This is a genomic window from Mesorhizobium sp. DxT, from assembly GCF_058448885.1.
Genome location: NZ_JBZFLJ010000008.1, coordinates 15,535 through 39,789, shown reverse-complemented (window position 1 = coordinate 39,789; position 24,255 = coordinate 15,535). Strand labels below are relative to the sequence as shown.

Genomic DNA, 24,255 nt, shown 5'->3' with positions numbered 1-24,255 from the left:
CTCACCTCGCTCTCGGATCCAGCACGCGATAGAGCACGTCGGAGACCTTATTGATGGCGATGAACACCGCGCCTATCACCAGCGTCGCGCCGAGAACGGCATTCATGTCCGCATTGAGCAGCGCCGATGTCAGGTAGTTGCCGATGCCCGGCCAAGAGAACACGGTTTCGATCATCACCGAGCCTTCCAGAAGCCCGGCATAGGAGAGACCTATGACCGTGATCAGCGGCACGCGGATCGGCCTGAACGCGTGGCGCCATATCACCTGCCGCTCCGGTACGCCTTTCACGCGGGCGGTGATGACATATTCCTGGCTCAACTGGTCGAGCATGAAGGAGCGGGTCATGCGCGCGATGTAGGCGAGGCTGAAGAAGCCGAGGATCGAGGCCGGCAGCACGAGGTGGCTGACGGCATTCCGGAACACCGTCCAGTCGCCTGCGATTATGCTGTCCACCAGCATCAGGCCGGTCACCGTCGGCACCAGCCCGTCATAGAAGATGTCGAGCCGGCCCGGCCCGCTCACCCACTGAAGGCGGGCGTAGAAGAGCAGCAGCCCGATGAGGCCGAGCCAGAACGCGGGCACGGAATAGCCGAGCAGGCCGACGACGCGGATCGCCTGGTCGGTGAGGCTGCCGCGCCGTGCCGCCGCCACGACGCCCATCGGCACGCCAAGAACCACGCCGATGATGATGCCGAGCGTCGCCATTTCCAGCGTGGCGGGGAAGACGCGCGCGAGGTCCGAGGCAACAGGCCGGCCGGTGGTGACGGATGTGCCAAGATTGCCGGTCAGCACGTCTCCGACATAGGATGCGAACTGGATGATAAGCGGCCGGTCGAGCCCCATCTCCACCCGCACCCGCTCATAGACTTCCTGCGGCGCTCGGTCGCCGACGACGGCGAGCACGGGGTCGATCGGGATGATGCGGCCGATGAAGAAAGTGATCGCCAGCAGCCCAAGGAAGGTAAGCGCGATGGTGATCGCGAACGCCCCCGCGGACATCGCGAAACGCCTGCCTGCGCGCATTCGGCCGCCAGCCGCGCTCGTCTGGGCACGGCCGATACCCGGCTCGACTGCTGGTTCGATCGACAAGCTGAGATTGCTCCGCTGGCGTCGCACGATCTGTCGATACTACCCAACAGGAAAAACGCGCGCTCTCGAAATTTCAGACTTGGATAATACAAATAATTTTGCTTGTATCAAAAAAATTTTGATGGAGTGCGCCGGCCTGTGAATATCCCGCAGCACCAAAGCCCGGCCCAGCAATCGGCGCAGCCGCGTGTGGGCGCGTTGATCCGGGCGCGTCGGCGCCAGTTGCACATGACGTTGCAGGCACTTGGCGAGGCGGCCGGGCTCTCCGTCGGCTTCCTCAGTCAGGTCGAGCGTGACCAGGCGACACCGTCTCTGGGCGCGCTTGCGGGGATCGCACGCGGCCTTGGCGTCGATATCGACTACTTTGTCGCCACGCCGTCGATCGGCAACGGCGTCACCCGCGCCGGCTCGCGCCAGACCTTCTCGCTGCCGGGCTCATCGGTGATGTACGAACGCCTCCACGCCGAGTTTCCGGGCAGGGGGCTTTCGTCCTTCGTCATGATCGTGCCGCCGGGCCACCATTCCGAGATGGTCCATCACGAGGGCGACGAGCTGCTCTACGTCCTCGACGGCGAGATCGCGCAGACGGTGGACGGCGAGACGATCCGCCTCGGCGCCGGCGACAGTCTCCATTTCAGGGGCTCGAGCGACCATAGCTGGGCCAATGAGAGCGACCGGCCGGCACGCATTCTGTGGACCGGCACCATGGCGCTCCTGCGTCCAAGGCAGGAGACAGACCGCCACCACGCGGCCGACACGGACAGAAACCCGGCGGTCGTCACCGAACTCAATCACGCCACTTCAGCAGGGAGAACAAAACCATGAAAATCCTCAAGCAGGCCGTGCTCGCAGCAATGCTGTCGACCGCAGCGCCCTTCGGTGCCACGTTCGCCGCCACTCCGGCCGACGTGCTGGTCGTCGCGCAGAACATCGACGACATCGTCGCCATCGATCCGGCCCAAGCCTACGAGTTCTCGTCGGGCGAGCTCGTCACCAACATGTACGACCGGCTCGTGCAGTACGAGCCCGAGGATCTGGAGACGCTTGCCGGCGGTCTCGCCTCCGAGTGGACTGTCGACCCGGAAGGCAAGACCATCACGTTCACGCTGCGCGACGGCGTGACCTTCCATTCCGGCAACCCGCTGCGGCCCGAAGACGTGCTGTTCTCCTTCAGGCGCGTGGTGGTGCTGGAGAAGGCGCCTGCCTTCATCCTGACCCAGCTCGGCTGGACCGCCGAAAACATCGAGGAGATGGTCACGCTTGGCGACAATACCGTCACCATCAAGTATGAAGGCGACTTCTCGCCCAACTTCGTGCTCAACGTGCTGGCCTCGCGGCCGGCGTCAATCGTTGACGAAGCGACGGTGATGGAAAACGAGGTCGACGGCGATTTCGGCAACGCCTGGCTCAACACAAATTCGGCTGGCACCGGCCCGTTCAAGCTGCGTGTCTATCGCCCGGCGGAACTGGCGACGCTCGACGCGAACCCCGACTATTTCAAGGGCGCACCCAAGGTCGGTTCCGTCATCATCCGTCACGTTGCCGAGGCCGCGACCCAGCAGCTCCTGCTGGAATCCGGCGATGTCGACATGGCCAAGAACCTGACGCCAGACCAGATCGCCTCGCTCGAGGGCAAGGACAATGTGGAGATCGAGACCTACCCGCAGGCAGCCGTGCACTGGTTCTCCTTCAACCAGAAGGTCGAGGCGCTGACCAACGAAGCGGTGTGGGAAGCGGCCCGTTATCTTGTCGACTACGAGGGCATGGCCTCCACCTTCCTCAAGGGCCAGATGCAGGTGCATCAGGCATTCTGGCCGTCGGGTTTCCCCGGCGCTCTGAACGACACGCCCTTCACCTACGATGTCGAGAAGGCGAAGCAGATTCTCGCGGACGCCGGCGTCGAACTGCCGATCACGGTCACGCTGGACGTCATCAACTCGACGCCCTTCACCGACATCGCCCAGTCGTTGCAGTCGACCTTCGCCCAGGCCGACATCAATTTCGACATCGTGCCCGGCACCGGCGCGCAGGTCATCACCAAGTACCGCGCCCGCACGCATGAAGCGATGCTGCTCTACTGGGCGCCGGACTTCATGGACCCGCACTCCAACGCCAAGGCGTTCGCGTACAACGCTGATAACTCGGACGACAAATACGTCTCCACAACCACATGGCGCAACGCTTGGGCTGTGCCGGAGGAGATGAACAAGGAAACGATGGCCGCGCTCGCAGAACCCGATCAGGAAAAGCGAAACCAGATGTATATCGACCTCCAGAAGCAGGTGCAGGAGAAGGCGCCGTTCGTGGTGATGTTCCAGGCCGTCAAGCAGGTCGGCATGGCGCCGCAGGTCGAGGGCTTCGTCAACGGCGCGATTTCCGATTTCGTGTTCTACCGTCTGGTCGACAAGAACTGACCGGACAGTAGGCGGGCCGTCGGGGGCCGACGACGGCCCGCTTTCATTCTTCCCGACTTCTGATCAATTGAGGAAAATGCCGTGACGGATAGTGTCACCGAGCGCATTGCGCGCCTGCGCGAGAAAATGAAGCAGACCGGAACCGGGCTCGTCGCCGTCGGGCCGGGCACGCAAATGCAGTGGCTGGTCGGGTTCTATCCCCATCCCGACGAGCGCCCCTGCCTGCTGCTGGTGGGGCCGGAAAAGGCGGGCTTCCTGATGCCGGCGCTCAACGCTGAGGCGGCGAAGCAGCAATCTGGTCTGCCGATGTTCGAATGGGCCGACGCCGATGGCCCCGACGCGGCGCTCGCCGAGGCTCTTGCCGCGATTTTCCCCAACAAGCATGGCCGCATCGTGCTCGACGAGACGATGCGTGCCGACTTCGCCTTCCTGCTGGCCGACGCGCTTCCGGGTCTCGCCCGCGCCTTCACCGGCGATACGCTCGGCCTGCTGCGCTCCATGAAGGACGAGGAGGAATACCGCAGGCTTAAGGCCTGCGCCCTCCTCAACGACGAGGCGATGCAGGCTGCATGGGCCGCCATCAAGCCGGGCATGACCGAGATGCAGGTAGCTGACGTCGTACGCGGCCACTTCTCCGACAATGGCGGCGCACCGCTGTTCTGGATCGTCGGCGCCAGCGAGAACGGAGCCCATCCGCACCATGCCACCAGCGATCGCGTCCTGAAAGTCGGCGACGCCGTGGTGCTCGACATCGGCGGCCGGCGCGGCGGCTACCCGAGCGACATGACCCGTATGGCGATCGTCGGCGAGGCGCCCGAAGGCTACGCCGAGGTCCATGAGGTTGTTGAGCAGGCGGTGCAGGCGGCCCTGGCTGCGGCCAAACCCGGCGCGCAGGCAAAGGATGTCGACAAGGCCGCGCGCGACGTCATCACGGCTGCCGGTTACGGCGAGTACTTCGTCCACCGAACCGGCCACGGCCTCGGCATCGACGTCCACGAGCCGCCTTACATCACCGCCACCTCGGAGACGGTGCTGGAGGAAGGCATGGTCTTCTCCATCGAGCCCGGCATCTACCTGCCCGGACGCTTCGGCATCCGTCTGGAAGACATCGTCTTCCTGCGCGCCGACGGCCCGGAGATTCTGTCAGGCCTCCCGCGCCATGCGTTCTTGGCGAGGGTTTGAGGACTGGGCCTGCTTGAATCGCCGCGAAGTCGAGCGGTTCAGGCATGGATCCTCGGGTCAAGCCCGAGGATGACGACCGTATTCGGCGTCACCGTCAATCGCATGCGTTGGCGCTTGGCAGGCACCATATCCACCTCGTCATCCTCGGGCTTGACCCGAGGATCCATGCCTGAACGGTCTCACCCTGCCGACGGTAACGTTCCTCGCCTCACACGAAAGGCATTCCCGGATCGAAGCGTCTCGGCAGCAGGCGGTCGAGATAGGCGTGGCCCTTCGCTGACAACCGGTTCTCGTCCGGTTCCAGGAAATCATCCGGCATGTGCCGCGTCTTGCCGGCCACCGCCGAAAGCGGCACCAGCCGAATGACCGTCTTGCCGTCCTCCTCCTGCAGCGCCACAGAACCACCGCCGCGCGTGGCGGCGTCGAAGGCGAACACGCCCGCGTCGAACGCTTCCTGCGCGTCGACCGGGCTGATCATCCCGATATTGCCGCGCGGCAGGTAGCCGAACGTATCGACCCGCGCCCGCACGCCTTTCAGGTCTTCGGCCAGAATGCGCTCGATGGCCTGTCCGAGATCGGTGCCGGAGAGGCGCACATTGCCATGCGCGTCGCGCTCCAGCATCTCCGCCGGGATCAGGTCCTCAACCAGCGAGCGCCCCGACGCTGATGAAATGCCTTCCGAAAGCGCGATGATGCAGCGCCCGTGACGCGCCATCGTCGCTTTGACGTCGTCGACGAAGCGCGCGCGCTCGAACGCCCGTTCGGGCACGTAGACCAGATGCGGGCCCGAATCCTCGTCAAGCCGCCACGCGGCCGACGCGGCTGTCAGGAAGCCCGCATGCCGCCCCATGACGATGCCGGCATAGATGCCGGGCAGGGCGCGGAAATCGAGGTCGACGCTCAGGAAGGCCGATGCCACGAATTCGGCCGCCGAGATGAAGCCGGGCGTGTGGTCGTTTTCCTCCAGGTCGTTGTCGATGGTCTTCGGTGCGTGCACGAAGGTGATGGACCCGCCCGAAGCGTCGGTCAGGATCTGCTGGGTGCCCGCCGTATCGTTGCCGCCGATATAGATGAAGGCGTCGGCGCTTACCTTGCGCAGGCCGGCAAGGATCGTCTCGCAATAGGCTGCATCCGGCTTGTCGCGGGTGCTGCCCAGCGCTGCGCTCGGCGTCGCAGCGATTCGCCGCAGCTCGTCCTCGGACCGTCCCCCGAGATCGACATAGTCGCCGTCCCTGATGCCGCGCACACCGTGGCGCGCGCCGAGCACGCGGCAGCCGGGATGTCGCCGCCGCGCTTCGAGCACCGCGCCTGCGAGCGTCTGGTTGATGACGGCGGTTGGCCCTCCGCCTTGCGCGATGACGATCGTTTCGCTCACGGCGCTCCTCCCTTGATGTCGAGCCATCATTAAATCGATTTAGCAATCCATGCAACGCCGCCGGGTCGGCATCACGTTTGCGCGCGCTGGCACCAATCCGCAGTGCCAACGTGCAACGATTCTGCTAATTCCGTCGTTGAAGGGCGTTCTTGCAATGGAAAGGAACGTTGGATGACACCTCGTTTCGTTGTTACGGTCGCGGCTCTGGCCGCCTTAGCCGTCCCGGCGCTTGCGCAGGGTCGGCCCGATGCGCGCACCATGACCTGCGGCCAGGTTCACGGACTGATCGACCAGCGCGGTTCGGCTGTGCTGACCACCGGGCGCTACACCTACGATCGCTATGTCGCCGACCGCCGGTTCTGCATGATGGAGGAAACCGTGCGGACGGTCTCCATCCCGACCAGCGACACCGGCGATTGCCCCGTCTATCTGTGCGAGCTCGACAGCCGCGACCCGATCTGGGACCGTGGAAACTGACCGATTTAGGCTCTGACCCGCTCGGCCTTCGGATCGTAGAGCGGCCGCAGCGACGCATCCGCTGCAACCCGCACGCCTCCGATCTCGACTTCGTAGCGTGAAGCGAGTACTTGCGCTTCGCTTTCGCCGGGGCAGGGCACGTATCCCAGCCCCACCGCGCCGCCGAGATGATGGCCGTAATTGCCTGACGTTATCGTCCCGACGATCTCCCCGTCGCGCAGGATCGCCTCGTTGTGGAACAGCAGTGGCTCGGCATCGCGCAAGCGGAATTGCACCAGCCGGCGTGACAGGCCGGCTTCTCTTTTGGCCAGCACCGCGTCTCGGCCCACGAAGTCTCCCTTGTCCGCCTTCACCGCGAAACCGAGGCCGGCCTCCAGCACATGGTCTTCGTCGGTAATGTCGTGGCCGAAATGGCGGAACGCCTTTTCGATCCGGCAGGAATCGAGCGCATGCAGGCCGCAGAGTTTCAAGGCCATCCCGTCGCCGGCTTCCGCGATCGCCTCAAACACATGCGCCGCCTGATCCGACGAGACATAGAGTTCCCAGCCAAGCTCGCCCACATAGCTGACCCGATGCGCGCGGGCGATGCCGTAGCCGATCTCGATCTCAGCAAACGTGCCGAAGGGATTCTTTTGATTCGAGAAATCGGCCGGGCTCACCTTCTGTATCAGTTCGCGCGAGCGCGGCCCCATCACGCACAGTACGGCCTCGCTGGCGGTCATGTCCGTGACGGTCACGAACGCCTCGCCGACATGCCTCCGGATCCAGGCGAGGTCGCGTTGCAGCGTCGCCCCCGGCACCACCAGCAGGAACGCGGTTTCGGAAAGCCGCGACGCCGTCAGGTCGCTCTCGATGCCGCCGCGCCGGTTGAGCATCTGCGTATAGACGATGCGCCCGGTCTCCACGTCGACATCGTTGGCGCAGAGCATTTGCAGGAAGGCGCAGGCGTCGCGCCCCTCAAGCTTGATCTTGCCGAACGAGGTCATGTCGAACAGGCCGACGCCTTCGCGCACGGCTAGATGTTCATCGCGCTGGTTTTCGAACCAGTTCTGCCGCCCCCATGAATAGCGGTATTCGCGCTCCTGGTCCGGCCGCGCAAACCAGTTTGCGCGTTCCCAGCCGGCAGTTTCGCCGAACACCGCGCCACGCGCCTTAAGGTGCTCGTGGATCGGCGAGCGCCGCACCCCACGCGCCGAAGTCATCTGGCGATAGGGGAAGTGGTCGGCATAGAGCAGGCCGAGCGTCTCCCTTGACCGGTCGTAAAGATAGGTCCTGTTGGCCTGGAACGGCTGCACACGTCTGATGTCCACGTCCCACAGGTCGAAGGGCGGCTCGCCGCCCTCCATCCATTGCGCCAGAGCCATGCCGGCGCCACCCGAAGATTGGATGCCGATCGAGTTGAAACCGCAGGCTACCCAGAAATTGCGCAGGTTCGGTGCCTCGCCGAGATAGTAGCGGTCGTCGGGCGTAAAACTCTCCGGCCCGTTGAAGAAGGTATGGATGCCGACGTCGGCCAGCAGCGGCATGCGCCGCACCGCCTTGTCGAGGATCGGCTCGAAATGGTCGAAATCCTCCGGCAACTGGTCGAAGCAGAAGTCCTCCGGGATCGGCTGGCCAAGCGGCGGCCATGGCTTCGCCACCGGCTCAAAGGCTCCGAGCAGTATCTTGCCCGCATCCTCCTTGTAATAGGCGCATTCGTCGGGCACGCGCAGCACCGGAAGCTGCCCCAGCCCCGCGATTGGCTCTGTGACGATGTAGAAGTGCTCGCAGGCATGCAGCGGCACCGCCACGCCCGCCATCGCACCCACCCCATGCGCCCACATGCCGGCGCAGTTGACGACGTGCTCGCAGGCGATGTGCGCCAGCTCGCCGCCGGCATCCACGTCCACGCCGGTCACGCGGCCCTTGTCGCTGCGGATCGCGGTCACCTTGACATTCTCGACGACCCGCACCCCGCCACTGCGCGCCCCGCGCGCCAGCGCCTGGGTGATGTTGGTGGGGTCGCCCTGGCCGTCGCGGGGAATGTAAACTGCGCCGGCGACATCGGCGGTTTCGAGATGCGGATAGCGCTCCTTCACCTCGGCGACGGAGATGTCCTCGACCTCGACGCCGTTGGCACGGCCCATCGTGGCGGAGCGCAGCAGTTCTTCCCGGCGTTCCGCCGTCAGCGCCACCGAGATGGAGCCGCACTGGCGCATGCCGGTGGCGATGCCGGTTTCGTCTTCCAGCTTCACGTAGAGGTCGGCCGTGTATTTCGCCAGCCGCGTCATGTTGGCGCTTGCTCGCAACTGCCCGATCAGCCCCGCCGCATGCCATGTCGTGCCGCTGGTCAACTGCTTGCGTTCCAGCAGCACAATGTCGATCCAGCCGAGCTTGGCCAGGTGATAGGCGACCGAGCACCCGGCCACCCCGCCGCCGATGATCACGACACGCGCGGAGGCGGGCAGGGCGGTCATGCAAGCGTCCCCGTCTTTACAACTTTGAACGATTTCGCCCGGTCACCCCCACCCTTTATCCCTCCCCTCAAGGGGGAGGGGTACGCCAGCGTCGCGCTGTTCCTTACAGCTAGACACCTGGCGGAAGGGTGGGCGCTGCGTGGATGTCCTCCCTCCCCCCTGTGGGGAGGGGTAAGGGGTGGGGGTATGTCTCCGGAGTCGGTCGTCAAAGCCATCACGCCGCGTCCCGCTTGTAACCGCCAATGAACCGTTTCAGCCGCGATGCCGCCTCCCGCAGCACCGCGTCCGGCTGGCACAGGCTGATGCGGATATGGCCTTTCGCGGCGTCGCCGAAGCTGCCACCCGGCATCACCGCGACCTTTTCGGCCTCCAGAAGCGCCCAGGCGAAGGCCTCGCAGTCGGGCTCCAGCGCCGAGACGTCGAGCATCACATACATGCCCCCTTCCGAGCCGCGCATCGTCACGCCGTTCATGCCCCTGATCGCGTCGAGGAATACGGTCCGGCGCTTGGCATAGCGCTCGGCGATGTCGGCGACGCCGTGGCCGTTCTCCAGCGCGTCGACGGCCGCTCGCGAAATGAAGTCCGGCAGCCCGTAGGTGGAGACGAGGTTGAGGCTGATGAGCATGCTGACGAAGTCTTCCGGCCCGGTCAGCCAGCCGATGCGCCATCCCGTCATCCCATGGCTCTTCGACATCGAATTGACCACCAGCGTGCGTTCTTCCATGCCCGGCAGCGAACGGGGTGAAACGTGCCTCCGCGCGCCGGCGATGGTCCAGTAGACCTCGTCGGAGATCAGCCACAAATCGTGGCGCCGGCAGACATCGGCGATGCCTTCCAGCGTCTCGTGCGTATAGACCGCGCCGGTCGGGTTGTTCGGTGTGTTGATCAGGATCGCCCGCGTCCGCGGCGTTATCGCCGCCTCGATGGCTGCTGCCTGCGGCTGGAAGCCGTCCTCAGCGTGCGCATCCACGATCGAAATGTCCACCTGCGCGGCGCGGAAGGTCGGCGGGTAGGTGGCATAGAAGGGTGCCACGATGATGGCGTGATCGCCTGCGTCACAGGACGCAAGTGCCGATGCAAAAAGCGCGGCCTGCCCGCCCGGCGTCGACAGGATCTGCGCGGGCGATGTCTCCACTCCCGTACACGCACTCGTCGCCTTCGCCATCGCCGCCCGCAGGCGCGGGATACCCGGAAGCTGCGTGTAGTGGTGATGGCCGGCCCGCACCGCGCGCACGCAGGCCTCAACAGTTTCGGCTGGCGTGTGGAAATCATGGTCGCCCACCGACAGCATGATGATCGGCTCGCCCGCCTGATGGCGCGTCATCGCCTCGAAATGCACCTCCCAGCCATCCTTGCCGGAAGGTGTGATGCCAGAAACGCGGGATGAAGGCTTGGGCATGGGGAGTCCAGTCTATGTTTCAGTTTTTCAGGCGCAGGTTCTGCGGGTCCCAGAGCGGTCCATCGCCGTGCACGGTGGCAGCGAAGCGCTCGCCGAATATCTCGATTTCGATAGCCTGTCCGGGCACAGCAAGCTCGCTGCGCAGCATGCCGAGCGCGATCGACTTGTCCACCCTGTGCCCGTAGCCTCCTGACAGCGTCTCGCCGACGATCCTGCCGTCGTGCCACAGCGTCGACATGTAGGGCGCATCGCACGGTCCCGGCGCGTCGAGGGTCAGCACCGCGAAGCGCTTGGTCACGCCGGCCTGCTTCTCATTGAGAAGTGCAGTCTTGCCGATGAAATCCGGCTTGTCCCAGCGCACGAACCGTTCCAGCCCACCCTGAAGCACCGTGTAGTCCGTCGAAAGCTCCGCCTTCCAGGCACGGTAGCCCTTTTCCAGCCGCAGCGAATCGAGCGCGAACATGCCGAATGGCTTCAGCCCATGCTTCTGTCCGGCCTGCCAGACAGCATCGAAGATCGCGGCAGTGTCCTCTACCTTGGTGTGGATTTCCCAGCCGAGTTCACCCGCGAACGACACGCGCACGAGCTGGCACCAGCGCTCGCCGATCTGCGCAGACTGGTGCGTCAGCCACGGTTGCGTCAGATCAGCTTGCGTCACCTCCTGCAGGATCGCGCGCGCGTTTGGCCCGGTCAGAATCTGACAGGAAAACGCGTCCGTGACGTTCTGCAGCGAAATCTCAGCATCAGCCGGCAAGTGATTCTGCAACCATTCGAAATCGTGCTTCTCTGCCACCGCGGCTGTGATGAGAAAGAAGAAATCGTCGGCCAGCGCCATCACCGACATCTCGGTCTGGATGCGACCCTTGTCGTCCGCGAAATAAGCAAGCCCGATCCGCCCGGGCTTCGGCACCGCGCCGGTAATCAGCGAGGAGAGCCAGTCGCGCGCGCCGTCGCCCTGCACCCTGAACCGAGAGAACCCCGGCAGGTCGAGGATGCCTGCCGCGTCGCGCACAGCGTGGCATTCCTCGCGGATGCGGGAAAACCACGGCCCGTCGCGGTCGAATGTCTGCGTTGCCTCCTCCGAGATGTCGTCGCCCTCATGCGCATACCAGTTGGCGCGCTCCCAGCCATTGTAGGCGCCGAATTGCGCGCCGAGTGCGGCGATCCGGTCGTGGATGGGCGACAGCTTCCGCCCGCGTCCCGCCGGCCAGGAGTGGCGCGGGAAGTGGATCGCATATTCGTGGCCGTAGACCTCCATGCCCTTCGCCACCGCGTAGTCGCGGTCGGCAGCAAAGGACGTAAAGCGGCGCGGGTCGCACGACCACATGTCCCATTCGGTAGCACCTTCCGTCACCCATTCGGCCAGCACCTTGCCCGCGCCGCCCGCCTGCGCGATGCCGAAGGTGAAAACGCAAGCCTCGAACGCGTCCGGCACACCGGGCATAGGGCCGATCAGCGGGTTGCCGTCCGGCGCATAGGGGATCGGTCCGTTGATGACCTTGGAAAGCCCGGCCGTGCCGAGGATCGGCACCCGCGAGACGGCGTCGTTCAGGTACCATTCCAGCCGCTCCAGATCGTCCGGATAGAGCTGGAACGAGAAATCCTCCGGCATCGGGTCGTCCGGTGTCGCCCAGTGCGCTCGGCAATTGCGCTCGTAGGGGCCGAGATTCATGCCGTATTTTTCCTGCCGCAGATAATAGGACGTGTCGACGTCGCGTAAGAGCGGCAGCTTGCGGCCGGCGCCCTCGAACCATGCCTTCAGCTCCGGGATTTCGTCGAAGAGGATGTACTGATGGCTCATCACCATCATCGGCACGTCGCGGCCGAGCAACCTGCCGACCTCAGCCGCGCGGTAGCCGGCGGCGTTCACCACCTTCTCACAGCGGATTTCGCCCTTTGCGGTGGTCACCACCCATTCGCCGCGCTCGCGCCGCACCGCCGTCACCGGGCAGAAGCGCACGATCGTCGCGCCCATGTCGCGCGCGCCTTTGGCCAGCGCTTGCGTGAGCTGCGCGGGATCGATGTCGCCGTCATTCGGGTCGTAGAGCGCGCCTTCCAGCTCGTGCGTCTCGATGAACGGGTAGCGCGACCGGATCTCGTCCGGGCCGATGATGTCGAGCTCCATGCCCTGGTAGCGGCCCATGCCTTTCGCGCGCTGGAACTCCCGCATCCGTTCGCGCCCATGCGCAAGGCGGATCGAGCCGGTCACGTGGTAGTTCATCGGGTAGCCGACTTCTTCCGCCAGCCCGCGATAGAGCTCGGCCGAATAGCGCTGCATGTTCATCAGCGACCACGACGAGGAGAAGGTCGGCACGTTGCCGGCCGCGTGCCATGTCGAGCCGGAGGTCAGCTCGTTCTTCTCCAGAAGCACGCAGTCGGTCCACCCAGCCTTCGCCAGATGGTAGAGCGACGAGACGCCGACAGCGCCGCCGCCGATGATTACCACGCGCGCCTGTCCCGGCAGTTCGGCCATCATTTCCCCTCTTTTTGTTCTTTTCAGCGAGCTTTTCACGATGCAGGCCCTTGGTGGAGAGACAAGCGGATGCACGCATTTGTGCCAAAGAATTTGATTGCGGAACGGGATTCGCCTATTCCGGGCGAAAATTTGGCGGCATCACGCGCGGTTCCGCCACACCGCATACCGAAAGGCTGGGGCATGCTGGCACCCGACAACAACAGGCAGGGCACCGACGAGCAGGAAATCGTGGACGAGGCGCTCACGTCGCGCCGCTCGGTCCGCGCCTTCCTTCCGACCCCCGTAGACGACGAGACGGTCAAGGACATCCTGCGCGTTGCGGCGCGCGCGCCTTCGGGTACCAACATGCAGCCCTGGAAGGTCTATGTCGTCACCGGCGACAAGAAGCAGGCGCTCAGCGACGCGATCCTGAACTCGGGCGTGCGGGCCGAAAAGGCCACATGGGACGAATATCGCTACTATCCCGATCAGTTCTTCGAGCCATACCTGACGCGCCGTCGCGCCGTCGGCTTCGCGCTCTATAGCCTGCTCGGCATCGGCCGGCGCGACACCGACCGGATGCGCGCCCAGCACGACCGCAACTTCGTCTTCTTCGATGCGCCCGTCGGCATGATCTTCACCATCGACCGCCGGCTCAACCAGGGCTCGTGGATCGACCACGGCATGTTCCTGCAGTCGATCATGATCGCGGCGCGGGGCAGGGGCCTGCACACCTGCCCGCAGGCAGCGTTCGCGCCCTATCATCGCCAGATCAGGCCGCTTCTGGGCATTCCCGACGAGGAGATCGTCGTGTGCGGCATGGCGCTGGGCTACGAGGACGCCTCGAAGCCTGAGAATTCATTGCGCAGCGAACGCGCGCCGCTGGACGAATTCGTCAACTTCGTCCGCTGACCCGCTTCAAACCTCCACGAAGCGTTCCGGTGCCGCGCGCAGCCGGTCGATGTCGCGTCGGGGCGGCGCGCCGAACAGGCGGCTGTATTCGCGGCTGAATTGCGACGGGCTGTCGTAGCCGACCCGGTGGCCGGCCGATGCCGCGTCCAGCGCCTCGGCGAGGATCAGCCGCCGCGCCTCCTGCAGCCGAAGCTGCTTCTGGTATTGCAGCGGGCTCAGCCCCGTCACTTCCTTGAAGTGGAAATGCAGCGACGACAGGCTCATGCGCGACTCGGTTGCCAGAACTTCTGCCCGGAACGGCTCGGTGAAATTGGCCTGCAGCCACCCGATGGCGCGGCTCACCTGCTGCGCTCGGCTTTCGCCCGTGGCGATCTCGCGGAGACGTCCGGCCTGCGGCCCGGTCAGAAGCCGGTAGAGGATTTCACGCTCGATCAGCGGCGCCAGCATGGCGATGTCGCCCGGCGCGCCCAGCAACCTGACGAGGCGAAGCGCTGCGTCTGCGAGGCTCGGTGCGGCCTCCGACACGGCGATCGCCAACGGCTCGCGCGAGCGGTCGACAGGCGGCAGCCTCATCTCGAAGATCAGGCTTGCCAGCATCGCCGGGTCGAGTTCCAGCTTGAAGCACAGATACGGCGCGTCCGGCGTCGCCTCGACGACCTGGCCGGCCATCGGCACGCCGACCGAGATCACCAGGCACTGCCCGGTGCCGTAGGTGAGCATGTCCTCGCCCAGCAGAACCTGCTTGCGGCCCTGCGCCACAATGCAGAGCGCGGGGTGCTGCACGCCGTGCACCGGCGCGGTCGCCTGCGATGTCCGAAAAAGCGAAAGACGCGGCACTTGCGTTGTATGACAGCCATCGACGGGCGCGAATCGGACAATTTCTTTCGCCAGCTCGCCGATCGGCGCAAAAGCGTTTTCTTGCATGATGTGCCTCCTTTCCCATGAAGCACTCGTAGTTTGTGTTGCCCGCTATGTATCAGCGGCCATCGCGCGTGAATAGACGCTTTCACGGACATTCGGAGGATCGTGCAATCTTTGCGGAGGGCTGTTCTACCGCCATGGCGGCATGATGCTGCATGTTGCACTCATCGCAGCGTCAGAGGCTGCGTCGAGCCGGAAAGGAGATCCACGATGACAAGAAGACACGACACCCGCCGCCGCCTGCCGCGGTCGCTCGACACCGGACCCCGTATCGTCGTCACCATGCCGCTGCTCGCCTCACTGGCGCGGCTGTTCCGCTCGTCGAAGCCCTCACGGTGGATGAATGGCTAGGCGCTGCAAGTCGGCCGCGCCCGCGCTGATCCTTTTTGCGGCATCATTCCTTTCGATCGCCGCAATGACCGTCGGCGCCTTCGGCAATCCCGCAAACGAGACGAACATGACAACGCAAGAAACCACGCATCCCTATGTCGGCATGTGGGCGACCGAAGACGGCCGCATCCGCCACGAGCTTCTGCCCAACGGCCGCTACGACGAAGCCCGTGGCAATCGCGAAAGCGCCTATCAGGGGCAATACTGGGTAAAAGGCAACCGCATCGAATATCTCGACGACACCGGCTTCCGGGCCGATGGCGAGTTCCGCGATGGTGTGCTCTATCATGCCGGCATGGTCATGCGGCGCAGATAAGCCTCATGCGGCCAATCAGGCCGCACTGCGTGACAGCGCGGCCCAGCGGCCCGGCGTCATGCCGAACGCCTTCTTGAAATGACGGTTCATGTGGCTCTGGTCGACGAAGCCCGAGGAGATGGCTGCGTCGGCCAGGCCTTGTCCTTCACCGATGAGGCGCTTCGCCCGGTCCAGCCGGCGCATTACCAGATAGCGGTGTGGGCTGGTACCGAGCGCGCGGCGGAATTGCCGGGCGAGCGTAAAGCGGTCCAGCCCGCTCACGTGTTCCAGCTCGGCCGAGCCGATCCCCGCTTCGTGGTGTTCCGTCAGATATGCGCAGCAGCGGGCGATGGCTTCACGCGCGATGGTGCCCGCATGTCCGCGCTCCTTGCCGGCGTGAAGGGCCAACGCGTCGGCCAACAGCACCATGCGGTCGTCGAGCGCGATGTCCTCCATCTCGTTGTCGAGGTCGGCAAGCATCGACGCCACGATCGCGCCCAGCCGCGCGTCGGCGACTACGCCGGTCGGCACGAAGGGCAAGCTCGCATGACTGCCGCCGGCCTCCAGCAGCCTCGCGGGGTCGAGATAGAGCATGCGATAGCGCAGCCCCTGCGGCGTTCCCGCGCCGCCGTCATGGATTTCGTCCGGGTGCAGCACCACGACCTCACCCGGCAGGCTGTGCCACGAAACGCCGCGATAACGGAATGTCTGCACGCCCTCGATGGTGACGCCGATTGCGTAGGTGTCATGCCGGTGCGGCGCGTAGCCCTCGCCGGCAAAGCGCGCCTCGATCCGCTCGAGCCCCCGCACCGGTTGGCCAGAACGGATCCAGTCGCGCGCCCCGTCTCCGCACAAACGTCCAAGACCGATCGCCTCGCCGTCGGGTAGGGGGCGGGTCATGAGGTTTCATCCGTTTGAAAGGTCACAGGCATGTTCGACACCAAGATAGCGATCGTGGTCCGGGAGGATCTGGCGATGTGGCAGAAGCTCAACGTCACGGCCTTCCTGTCCACCGGCATCGCATCGCAATCACCTGAGGTAATCGGCGAACCCTACCGCGACAAGGTGGGCAATGTCTTCAACGCGATGTCCATCCAGCCGATTGTCGTGATGGCGGCCGACCTTGCGACGATGGCCAGGATACATGGCCGCGCCATCGAGCGCGGCGTGCAGGCCTCGGCCTATGTGGAGGAGATGTTTGCGACCGGCCACGACGCTGCCAATCGCGCGGTCTTCGCCGAAACCGGCCCGGACGACGCCCGCATCGCCGGCCTCGCCTTGCGTGCCGACAGGAAGCTGGTCGACAAGATCACCAAGGGCGCGAAGCTGCATCCTTGAGGAACGGAAAGTTCCAGCCTGGTGGCACCCGCCTATTCAACAGGAGCCCTCCGCCTGGTGAGCCTTTCGGTAGGGACTGTTGCCTTCCCCGAACATCGCAAAACACTCGCTTTGATCGTCGGGAGAAAAGAACCGCAAACGTCGGTTGGCCCGGTCCACCGCCCCAACATAGTGCCAGGTCTCGGACCGAACGTTTTGCAGCTCTGTTCTGGGTACTTCGAAAGGACGGGCATTCTCGGGGATCGCAATGATTGTCGCGTCCCCGCCGCCACCCAGGATCGCAAGCCAGCCTTCGGGCGTGAGATAGAGACTAGCGCGTTGCGCCGGTCCCCAATCCTCCCACAGAATTCGGCGCAGCCTCCCATGCTGCGTGGCGACAAGAACTTCGTAGCGACCCTGCATCATCGAGTTTGCCCAGACCTGCACATAGGCCACGGCCGATCGGGTAGGGAGATAAACCGCCACTTCCTGGCCCGGCATTACCCAGAAGCGACCAACCAAAACGAACAAAATCGCACACAAGGCTCCGACCCACAGAATCACTGCACGCCACATAAACTACCCCTGCCAGACAGATGCAGACCTTCTTGACATATATCTGATCGCCCTCGCATGCGGCGTGGATAGGGCGACATGCCGGCTTTCTGGCGGTGCTAAGGGAAGAGAGCGGCTTCACCCGTGCTTCCGCCCGCCGGTCAGCCCGTCCCATGCGGCCATCGCGCCCTCCGCCACGGCCATCAGCGTTTCGCGGCTGGCGCCGTCGCGGGCCTGGACCGACATGCCCTGTTGGACGGTTACGTAGAACGCGGCCACGCCGTCGCAGTCGGTGCCTGTCGGCAATTCTCCCTTGTCCACGGCCCGGCGTAGCCGCGCGGCAAGATCGGTGACGTTGTCCGCGCGCATCTTGCGTAGGGCCGCACAGACGGCCTCGCTGCCGGCGTCGTCCGCGTGCAGCGCGCCCAGCACGATCAGGCAGCCGCGCGGCTTGTCCGGCTGTGTGAACGAAAACGCGGTCGCGCGCAGGAAGCCATCGAAAGCTTCACGGGCGGTAGGCGCTTCCTCAACGGCAAGCCAGATCTCGGGCGACTCCGTGCGGCCATAAAGCGACACCGCCTCGTGAAACAGCGCTTCCTTGGAGCCGAAGGCAGCGTAGAGGCTTGGCGGGTTGATGCCCATCGCCGCCGTCAGCTCCGAAAGCGACGCGCCGGCAAAGCCCTTTTGCCAGAAAAGCTCCATCGCACGCGCAAGCGCTTTTTCGCGGTCGAACTTTCGCGGCCTGCCTCTCTCGGCCATGTCTTGCTCCTTTTTTATCGAGCGATACATAAATTGCTTGACGCGTCGCCGCAAGGTGGGAGAGAGATATGTATCGAATGATACATAATGGAGATTTCAATGACCAACCTGGCAGGCAAGAAGGCATTCGTGACCGGCGGCAGCCGCGGCATCGGCGCTGCGATCGTGCGACGGCTGGCGGCGGAAGGCGCCGACATTGCCTTCACCTACACCCGCTCCGTGGAGAAGGCGGGCGAAGTCGCGAGTGCAGTCGAAGCTGAAGGCCGCCGCGCCATGGCGATACAGGCCGACAACCGCGATCCGGATTCGGTGCGTACCGCCGTCGAAAAGGCAGCGAAGACGTTCGGCGGGCTCGACATCCTCGTCAACAGCGCCGGCATCTACGAGGAGGCCTCGATCGACGAACTCACGCTGGAGGATTTCGACCGCACGCTAGACGTCAATCTCCGCGCGGCTTTCATCGCCTCACGCGCCGCCGTCGACCACATGCCCGATGGCGGCCGCATCGTCGCCATAGGCAGCAATCTTGCCGTTCGCGTGCCGTTTCCGGGCATCAGCCTCTACGCGATGAGCAAGTCGGCCCTGATAGGTCTCACCAAGGGGCTTGCCCGCGATCTCGGCTCGCGCGGCATCACCGCCAATGTGGTTCACCCCGGCTCGACCGACACCGACATGAACCCGGCGACCGGCGAGGGCGCGGATGTCCAGCGTTCGATCATGGCCATCCCGCGTTTCGGCGATCCGGCGGAAGTCGCAGGGCTTGTCGCCTGGCTGGCAGGACCGCAGGCGAGGGGCGTCACAGGCGCAGAATTCACCATAGACGGCGGCGCGAATGCGTGACGCGCGTCGGGATCTTTTCAGGTTTTTACAGAAACACCCCCTCCGGCGCTTCGCGCCACCTCCCCCGTAAACAGGGGAGGAACCGAGGTTGCGGGCGGCCGCAGCGTCCGATCCTCCCCTGTTTACGGGGGAGGGGGACCATGCGAAGCATGGTGGAGGGGGCGTTCCCTTTGCTCTTTGCGGTCCCGAGAAATTCTGAAATGCTATAGCCTACTTGACCTCGTAGCCGACATCTTCCGCGCTCTGGCAGAGCACCTTCCAGAAACTGCGCGCGAATGAGCGGAAGACATAGATGTCGAAGCACTGCGCGTCCGTTCGCTGGATCGAGGCGGATATGTCATGATGCGCCGTGGCTCGCCCCTCGCCGACCGGAAAGCCGGCGAGGGAAAAGTCGATGGCGAAAAGCTTTGAGAGCACCCACTCGGCTTGGTCGCCCTCCACACGGATCGCAGTGCGGCCGTGCGACAGGTCGGTGACGGTGCCGGTTTCGATGCCGACCGCGTTGGCGAGCGTTTGCGCCAAGCCTTCGGCCTGGTCGACAAGAAGGAACCGGCCTGGTCCGATGCCGAAGCCAGCCCGGCTTTCTTGCTTCGCGCCGGCGCGCGGCCTGTCCCCGAGGTCGAGCGAAACCGCAGCGCGGACCGCCTCGAGCAGCGCGATTCGCTGTCCCGGCCACGCCGCTACCTCGACGATCGAGCCGGGGCGGGTCTCGCCGATGACGACGCCGACACCTTCGGCAAAATTGCCGTGCGAGCCTGGACGATACGCGTCGCCCAGCGGTGAAGCCTGTTCAACCATGCATGCGGCTCCCCTCGGGATCGAACATGTGGTGGCTGACGATCTCCACCGGTCCGAAGCGTTTTCGCAGCGGGTCGGAAAGCCAGGCGCGGCTGCCATGCCGCGCCTTGCCGCCCTTCACCAGCGCCAGCCCGACATAACGCCCTAGCGCCGGCGAGAAGCAGTTGGCTGTCACATGGCCGATCGAGCCGTGCGGGTCGGCCGGGTCCTGTTGCGCGTCCACGAGGTGGGCGCCGTTGCCGAAGGCGCGATTGTCGAGCGCGACGACGCCGACGAGCTGCAGCCGGTCGGGTGCAGTCAGCCCCTCCCGATCCATCATCGCCGAGCCGACGAACGGCTTCTTCTTCGACAGCATCCAGTCGAGATGCAGGTCGCGCGCCGTCGTCCGCCCGTCTATCTCCGAGCCCGTGACGTGGCCTTTCTCGATCCGCAGCGTACCCAGCGCCTCCAGCCCGTAAGGCACCATGCCGAATGGCTTGCCGGCCTCCATCAGCGCTTCCCACACCTGCAACCCGTGCCCGGCGCCGCAATAGACCTCGAAGGCCATCTCGCCGGAAAACGAGAGGCGGCAGATCGTCACCGGCGCCCCGTCGATCTCGCCACGCACGATACCCATGAAGGGCAGCGTTTCGTTGTCCACAGCCGTTCCCGTCACGCAGGCCGCCAGCACCGCGCACGCTTTTGGACCCGCCACGGCCGCGCCGGCCCACTGGTCGGTGACGGAGGTCAGGTGGACTCCCAGCTCCGGCCAGACGATGTCGAGCAGATACTCCAGATGCTGCATCACCTTGCCGGCGTTGGCCGTCGTCGTGGTCATCAGGAATTCGTGTTCGCCAAGCCGCCACGTCGTTCCGTCGTCGAAGGCAAGCCCGTCCTCGCGCAGCATCAGCCCGTAGCGCGCCTTGCCCACCGGCAGCGTCGAGAACATGTTGGTATAGACGCGGTCGAGGAACACGCCCGCATCCGGCCCCTGCACGGCAATCTTGCCCAGCGTGGAGACGTCGACGATGCCGACGCCGTCGCGCACGGCGGCTGCCTCGCGCACATAGGCCTGTTCCACCGTCTCGCCCGGCAGGCCGTAGATCTGCGGGCGGAACCACAGCCCGGCGGCAAGCATCCGCGCGCCGTGCTCGGCGTGCCAGTCGTGCATCGGCGTCAGCCGCTCCGGCCGCAGGTCGCCATGCCGTTCCGCCGCGAGCGAACCCAGCGACACGGGCGAGAAGGGCGGCCGGAACCGCGTCGTGCCCACCTCCGGGATCGCCTTGCCGGCAGCCTGCGCCATGATCGCAAGGCCTGGCACGTTGGAGGTCTTGCCCTGATCGGTCGCCATGCCAAGCGTGGTATAGCGCTTCAGGTGCTCGACCGAGACAAACCCCTCGCGGTGCGCGAGCCGCACGTCCTCGGCCGTTACGTCGTGCTGCAAATCGACGAAAGCCTTGCCCTTGGCGCCGATCTCGAACACCGGCGCCGGCGCCACGTCCAGGTCACCGGTCTCGACCTGCGGCGGCTTCCTGCGCGACGGCTTCTGCCCGCACGCTGCGGCACCGGCCGCCAGCCCCTCGACGATCGCCTCCTGCGTGGTGAAAGCGCCTGTGAACGCGCCGGCTCCAAGCCATTGCTGCAACGGCTCCGGCGGCAGGAACGCCTGCAGCCGCTCATCCCAGCGCGCCGCGCCGCCGGCCTGGCTCGCCAGATGGATCGCCGGCGACCAGCCGCCCGAGACGGCGAGGCAGTCGGCCTCGATGCGCCGCGTGTCGCCCGAAAGCGCGCCGGTCGCAGCGTCGAACCGCTGCACCGAAATGTCCTTCAGCGCGTTGCCACCCGAGGTCGCGACCACCGCATGGCCGGGCAGATGCTCGGCCCCGGTCTCCACCGCCAGCGCCAGTGCCGCCGCCGAGACTTCACGGCGCACGTCGACGATCGCCGCGATCCGCGCGCCCGCGCGATGAAGCGCTGCGGCTGCCCGGTAGGCGGTGTCGTTGTTGGCGAACACCGCGATTGTCTCGCCCGGCAGCACGCCGAAAGCGCCGGCATAGCGTTGCGCGGCACCGGCGAGCATGACACCGGGGCGGTCGTTGCCCGGAAACACCAGCGGCCGCTCGAACGCGCCGGTTGAAAGCACGACACGCCCCGCCCGGATCACCCAGTGCCGGTGGCGCGGCTCGCCTTTACCCGCCGGTCGGTGGTCTGCCACGCGTTCCAGCGCCGCCAGCACATTGCCATCGTAATAGCCCCAGACGGTGGTGCGCGGCAGGATGCGCACATTCTCCATCGCTGCCAGTTCGCCAGCCACCCGTGCCGCCCATTCGGCGGCGGGCATGCCGTCGATCGTCTCGCCGCTCCATCGTGCCGAGCCGCCCGGAAGCGGGTCCTGCTCGGCAAGCATTACCTGTTTGCCACTCGCCGCAGCCGCGCGCGCCGCCATCAGCCCGGCTGGGCCGGAGCCCACCACCAGCACGTCGCAGAACGCGTTCATGCGCTCGTAGCGTGCTTGGTCCGTCGCATGGCCGGCGCGCCCCAGTCCCGCCGCCCGGCGGATGAACCACTCGCACAGCATCCAGAATCGCGCGCCCTTCAGCGGCCCGACCACCGGCCCCATGAAGGTCTTGTAGTAGAAGCCGGCAGAGAACAGCCCGCCGAACAGCCCGTTCACCGCGCCGATGTCGAAGCCGAGCGAGGGAAACCGGTTCTGACTTTCCACGACCAGACCGTCGAAAATCTCGATCGTCGTGGCCGGCACGTTCGGCTCGCGCACCGCGCCGTTGACGACGGTCACCAGCGCCGAGGGTTCGTCCACGCCGGCCGAAAATATGCCGCGCGGCCGGTGGTATTTGAACGACCGGCCAACCACCGAGACACCGCTAGCGAGCAGCGCGGAGGCGAGCGTGTCGCCCGCATGGCCCGTCATCGGCTTGCCGTCGAAGGTGAAGCGGATCGTGCGTGTGCGGTCGACCTGCCCGCCGGCATTGGCGCGGCGCCCGCTCATGCGTCGTCCCCGCGCACCAGGGTCACCGAGGAAATGGCATGCGTCACCGTGTTGCGTGTCACGACCAGATGCGCCCGGCACCCGGCGGAATGCTGCCAGTATTCGCGATGCTCCCCGGCGGCGTTGGTGCGCTCATAGACATAGCGCTCCCATTCCGTGCCGGTGGGCGAGGCGGGGTCGGGCCGTTTACGGTTGGCGTCGCCCTGATAGGTGAACTCGCCGACGTCGCGCGGGCCGCAATAGGGGCAGGCGATCAGCATCCGGGCCTCCTCAGTGCAGTCTGGGTGTCGCGCCGACACCCTTCTCGTCGATCAGGATGCCGCGCCGGAACCGGTCGAGCGTGAACGCCGCGTTGAGCGCATGCGGCTCGTCGCGGGCGATGGTGTGGGCAAAGCACCAGCCCGAAGCGGGCGTCGCCTTGAAGCCGCCATAGCACCAGCCGCAGTTGAGATACATGCCCGGCAGCGGCCCGGTGGTGATGATCGGCGAGCCGTCCATTGACATGTCCATGATGCCGCCCCACGAGCGCAGCAGCCGCACTCGCGAAAAGCCCGGAAACATTGCCACGAACTCGCTGGCGACATCCTCCACCACGGGCAGGTTGCCGCGCTGCGCATAGGAATTGTAGCCGTCGATGTCGCCGCCGAAGACCAGCCCGCCCTTGTCGGACTGTGAGGCGTAAAGATGGCCCGCGCCGAAGGTGACGACCGTGTGCAGCACGGGCTTGAGCGATTCCGACACGAAAGCCTGCAGCACATGGCTCTCGATCGGCATCTCGTCGACACCTGCGAGCTTCATCACCCGGCCCGTGGAGCCGGCAACGGCGACCGCAACCTTGCGCGCGCGAATGTCGCCACGCGTCGTCGTCACGCCCACCACGCGGTCGCCTTCGCGCAGGAAGCCGGTCACTTCGCAATTTTCCAGTATGTCGACGCCGCGCCGGTCGGCCGCGCGCGCATAGCCCCAGGCAACCGCGTCGTGCCGCGCGGTGCCGGCGCGCGGCTGCATCAGCCCTCCGACGATCGGAAAGCGTGCATTGGCTGAAACGTCCAGTCCCGGCACCATGCGGCCCACGGCTTCCGCGCCGACCACAAGCTCGGCATCGATGCCCTCGTGCCGCATCGCGTTGCCACGCCGGGCGAAATCGTCGAGCTGGCCGGGCGTATGGGCAAGGTTGAGGATGCCGCGCTGCGAGAACATGACATTGTAGTTCAGGTCGTGGGAAAGCCCTTCCCACAGCTTCATCGAGTGCTCGTAGAAGCGCGAGTTCTCAGGCAGCAGATAGTTCGAACGCACGATGGTCGTGTTGCGGCCGATATTGCCGGAGCCAAGCCATCCTTTTTCAAGAACGGCCACGTTGGTGAGCCCGTGTTCCTTGGCAAGGTAATAGGCCGTCGAGAGCCCATGCCCGCCTCCGCCGACGATCACCACGTCATATTCGGGTTTCGGCTCGGGCTTGCGCCACGCCGGTTTCCAGTCGCGATTGCCGGAAATGGTGTTCTTGAGGAGAGAGAAGATGGAGTATTCAGCCATGGTCCCCAGCCGGGTCTGCAAGCCGCAGGTCTCGCCAAGCTATAGGCCGGCGCCCCGGGCCAAGGCAAATATTTCGCCATCGGCTTTCGCTCCGCCGACTC

23 protein-coding genes are annotated in these 24,255 nt (G+C 65.4%); 9 read left to right on the top strand and 14 right to left on the bottom strand.

Annotated features, from left to right (window positions below; genetic code table 11):
- Position 1: 1 nt before the first annotated feature.
- Positions 2-1,024, bottom strand: coding sequence for an ABC transporter permease (locus ACVJNE_RS15755; RefSeq protein WP_499567407.1), 1,023 nt, complete (start codon positions 1,022-1,024; stop codon positions 2-4).
- A 294-nt stretch (positions 1,025-1,318) separates the two neighbouring features.
- On the opposite strand from ACVJNE_RS15755, the gene ACVJNE_RS15750 reads away from it, so the two are divergent.
- The 3 genes from ACVJNE_RS15750 (at position 1,319) to ACVJNE_RS15740 (ending at position 4,686) form a co-directional block, all read left to right on the top strand.
- The gene (locus ACVJNE_RS15750) at positions 1,319-1,915 is read left to right on the top strand and encodes a helix-turn-helix domain-containing protein (RefSeq protein WP_499567059.1); all 597 of its coding nucleotides are present in this window, start codon (positions 1,319-1,321) and stop codon (positions 1,913-1,915) included.
- Positions 1,912-3,504, top strand: a complete 1,593-nt coding sequence (locus ACVJNE_RS15745; protein WP_499567057.1) for an ABC transporter substrate-binding protein — start codon at positions 1,912-1,914, stop codon at positions 3,502-3,504. The genes ACVJNE_RS15750 and ACVJNE_RS15745 overlap by 4 nt, the downstream gene beginning before the upstream one ends.
- 81 nt (positions 3,505-3,585) lie before the next feature.
- Complete coding sequence (locus ACVJNE_RS15740) at positions 3,586-4,686, top strand: M24 family metallopeptidase (protein WP_499567055.1); 1,101 nt, start codon at positions 3,586-3,588, stop codon at positions 4,684-4,686.
- 38 nt (positions 4,687-4,724) lie between these two features.
- Here the strand turns inward: ACVJNE_RS15740 and ACVJNE_RS15735 are convergent, their stop codons facing one another.
- Both ACVJNE_RS15735 and ACVJNE_RS15730 read right to left on the bottom strand, forming a co-directional pair.
- On the bottom strand, positions 4,725-4,853 hold the full coding sequence (locus ACVJNE_RS15735) for a hypothetical protein (protein WP_444725371.1): 129 nt from the start codon (positions 4,851-4,853) through the stop codon (positions 4,725-4,727).
- A gap of 41 nt (positions 4,854-4,894) precedes the next feature.
- On the bottom strand, positions 4,895-6,061 hold the full coding sequence (locus ACVJNE_RS15730) for a diphosphate--fructose-6-phosphate 1-phosphotransferase (protein ID WP_499567053.1): 1,167 nt from the start codon (positions 6,059-6,061) through the stop codon (positions 4,895-4,897).
- A gap of 171 nt (positions 6,062-6,232) precedes the next feature.
- On the opposite strand from ACVJNE_RS15730, the gene ACVJNE_RS15725 reads away from it, so the two are divergent.
- Positions 6,233-6,538: a hypothetical protein gene (locus ACVJNE_RS15725; protein ID WP_499567051.1), complete on the top strand. Its 306-nt coding sequence runs from the start codon at positions 6,233-6,235 to the stop codon at positions 6,536-6,538.
- A gap of 5 nt (positions 6,539-6,543) precedes the next feature.
- Here the strand turns inward: ACVJNE_RS15725 and ACVJNE_RS15720 are convergent, their stop codons facing one another.
- From ACVJNE_RS15720 to ACVJNE_RS15710, 3 genes are all read right to left on the bottom strand, one after another.
- Positions 6,544-8,994: a GcvT family protein gene (locus ACVJNE_RS15720; RefSeq protein ID WP_499567049.1), complete on the bottom strand. Its 2,451-nt coding sequence runs from the start codon at positions 8,992-8,994 to the stop codon at positions 6,544-6,546.
- Positions 8,995-9,208: 214 nt separating this feature from the next.
- On the bottom strand, positions 9,209-10,393 hold the full coding sequence (locus tag ACVJNE_RS15715; RefSeq protein WP_499567047.1) for a pyridoxal phosphate-dependent aminotransferase: 1,185 nt from the start codon (positions 10,391-10,393) through the stop codon (positions 9,209-9,211).
- Between the two features lie 19 nt (positions 10,394-10,412).
- Positions 10,413-12,866, bottom strand: a complete 2,454-nt coding sequence (locus ACVJNE_RS15710; protein ID WP_499567405.1) for a GcvT family protein — start codon at positions 12,864-12,866, stop codon at positions 10,413-10,415.
- A 183-nt stretch (positions 12,867-13,049) separates the two neighbouring features.
- Here ACVJNE_RS15710 and ACVJNE_RS15705 point away from each other — a divergent pair, with 183 nt between their 5' ends.
- On the top strand, positions 13,050-13,760 hold the full coding sequence (locus tag ACVJNE_RS15705; protein WP_499567045.1) for a nitroreductase: 711 nt from the start codon (positions 13,050-13,052) through the stop codon (positions 13,758-13,760).
- Between the two features lie 6 nt (positions 13,761-13,766).
- On the opposite strand, the gene ACVJNE_RS15700 is transcribed toward ACVJNE_RS15705, so the two are convergent.
- Positions 13,767-14,684: an AraC family transcriptional regulator gene (locus ACVJNE_RS15700; RefSeq protein ID WP_499567043.1), complete on the bottom strand. Its 918-nt coding sequence runs from the start codon at positions 14,682-14,684 to the stop codon at positions 13,767-13,769.
- A gap of 207 nt (positions 14,685-14,891) precedes the next feature.
- Between ACVJNE_RS15700 and ACVJNE_RS15695 the strand changes: the two genes are divergently transcribed.
- Both ACVJNE_RS15695 and ACVJNE_RS15690 read left to right on the top strand, forming a co-directional pair.
- On the top strand, positions 14,892-15,032 hold the full coding sequence (locus tag ACVJNE_RS15695) for a hypothetical protein (protein WP_173190697.1): 141 nt from the start codon (positions 14,892-14,894) through the stop codon (positions 15,030-15,032).
- 106 nt (positions 15,033-15,138) lie between these two features.
- Positions 15,139-15,387: an Atu4866 domain-containing protein gene (locus tag ACVJNE_RS15690; RefSeq protein ID WP_173190699.1), complete on the top strand. Its 249-nt coding sequence runs from the start codon at positions 15,139-15,141 to the stop codon at positions 15,385-15,387.
- 15 nt (positions 15,388-15,402) lie between these two features.
- Here the strand turns inward: ACVJNE_RS15690 and ACVJNE_RS15685 are convergent, their stop codons facing one another.
- Entirely contained in the window at positions 15,403-16,266 is an 864-nt protein-coding gene (locus ACVJNE_RS15685; protein WP_499567041.1) for an AraC family transcriptional regulator, read from the bottom strand.
- A gap of 30 nt (positions 16,267-16,296) precedes the next feature.
- Between ACVJNE_RS15685 and ACVJNE_RS15680 the strand changes: the two genes are divergently transcribed.
- The gene (locus tag ACVJNE_RS15680; RefSeq protein WP_499567039.1) at positions 16,297-16,704 is read left to right on the top strand and encodes a DUF2000 family protein; all 408 of its coding nucleotides are present in this window, start codon (positions 16,297-16,299) and stop codon (positions 16,702-16,704) included.
- A 36-nt stretch (positions 16,705-16,740) separates the two neighbouring features.
- Here the strand turns inward: ACVJNE_RS15680 and ACVJNE_RS15675 are convergent, their stop codons facing one another.
- Complete coding sequence (locus tag ACVJNE_RS15675) at positions 16,741-17,259, bottom strand: hypothetical protein (RefSeq protein ID WP_499567037.1); 519 nt, start codon at positions 17,257-17,259, stop codon at positions 16,741-16,743.
- 117 nt (positions 17,260-17,376) lie between these two features.
- A complete protein-coding gene (locus ACVJNE_RS15670) occupies positions 17,377-17,997 on the bottom strand; it encodes a TetR/AcrR family transcriptional regulator (RefSeq protein ID WP_499567035.1) in 621 nt (206 codons plus the stop codon).
- A gap of 93 nt (positions 17,998-18,090) precedes the next feature.
- Here ACVJNE_RS15670 and ACVJNE_RS15665 point away from each other — a divergent pair, with 93 nt between their 5' ends.
- A complete protein-coding gene (locus tag ACVJNE_RS15665; RefSeq protein WP_499567403.1) occupies positions 18,091-18,837 on the top strand; it encodes an SDR family NAD(P)-dependent oxidoreductase in 747 nt (248 codons plus the stop codon).
- Between the two features lie 210 nt (positions 18,838-19,047).
- Here the strand turns inward: ACVJNE_RS15665 and soxG are convergent, their stop codons facing one another.
- Genes soxG through ACVJNE_RS15645 form a run of 4 tightly spaced genes read right to left on the bottom strand, consistent with a single transcriptional unit; the run spans position 19,048 to position 24,154 of the window.
- Positions 19,048-19,635, bottom strand: a complete 588-nt coding sequence (gene soxG / locus ACVJNE_RS15660; RefSeq protein WP_499567034.1) for a sarcosine oxidase subunit gamma family protein — start codon at positions 19,633-19,635, stop codon at positions 19,048-19,050.
- A complete protein-coding gene (locus ACVJNE_RS15655) occupies positions 19,628-22,621 on the bottom strand; it encodes a sarcosine oxidase subunit alpha family protein (RefSeq protein WP_499567032.1) in 2,994 nt (997 codons plus the stop codon). The genes soxG and ACVJNE_RS15655 overlap by 8 nt, the downstream gene beginning before the upstream one ends.
- On the bottom strand, positions 22,618-22,881 hold the full coding sequence (locus ACVJNE_RS15650; protein WP_499567030.1) for a sarcosine oxidase subunit delta: 264 nt from the start codon (positions 22,879-22,881) through the stop codon (positions 22,618-22,620). Before ACVJNE_RS15650 ends, ACVJNE_RS15655 begins: the two co-directional genes overlap by 4 nt.
- Before the next feature lie 10 nt (positions 22,882-22,891).
- The gene (locus tag ACVJNE_RS15645) at positions 22,892-24,154 is read right to left on the bottom strand and encodes a sarcosine oxidase subunit beta family protein (protein WP_499567028.1); all 1,263 of its coding nucleotides are present in this window, start codon (positions 24,152-24,154) and stop codon (positions 22,892-22,894) included.
- Positions 24,155-24,255: the final 101 nt, after the last annotated feature.